Below are 237 nucleotides of genomic sequence, written 5' to 3'. Positions count from 1 at the left end.
AATATGCGGACGGCCCGCACGCGATTCCGGTCGACGTGCCGCATCCGCTGTCGCGCCGCACCGCGCCGCTGACGCTCGGCCACGAGTTCTGCGGCACCGTCGTCGAAGTCGGCGCAGGCGTGACGACGCTGCGCGCGGGCGACCGCGTCGCGGTCGAGCCCGAGTATCGCTGCAGCCAGTGCGCGTACTGCCGCGCGGGGTCGTACAACCTGTGCGTGTCGATGGGCTTCGCCGGGC

General features: G+C 72.6%; 1 protein-coding gene. It reads left to right on the top strand.

Annotated elements, in window-relative coordinates; genetic code table 11:
* Positions 1–237, top strand: a 237-nt coding sequence (locus tag AAEY88_RS15435; RefSeq protein ID WP_350563797.1) for an alcohol dehydrogenase catalytic domain-containing protein, incomplete at both ends; no start/stop codon positions are given.

Source organism: Psychrobacter sp. CAL346-MNA-CIBAN-0220 (assembly GCF_040309805.1).
Lineage (GTDB): Bacteria > Pseudomonadota > Gammaproteobacteria > Pseudomonadales > Moraxellaceae > Psychrobacter.
The sequence above is the reverse complement of the archived record's forward strand: the minus strand, read 5'-3'. Positions and strand labels throughout refer to the sequence as shown.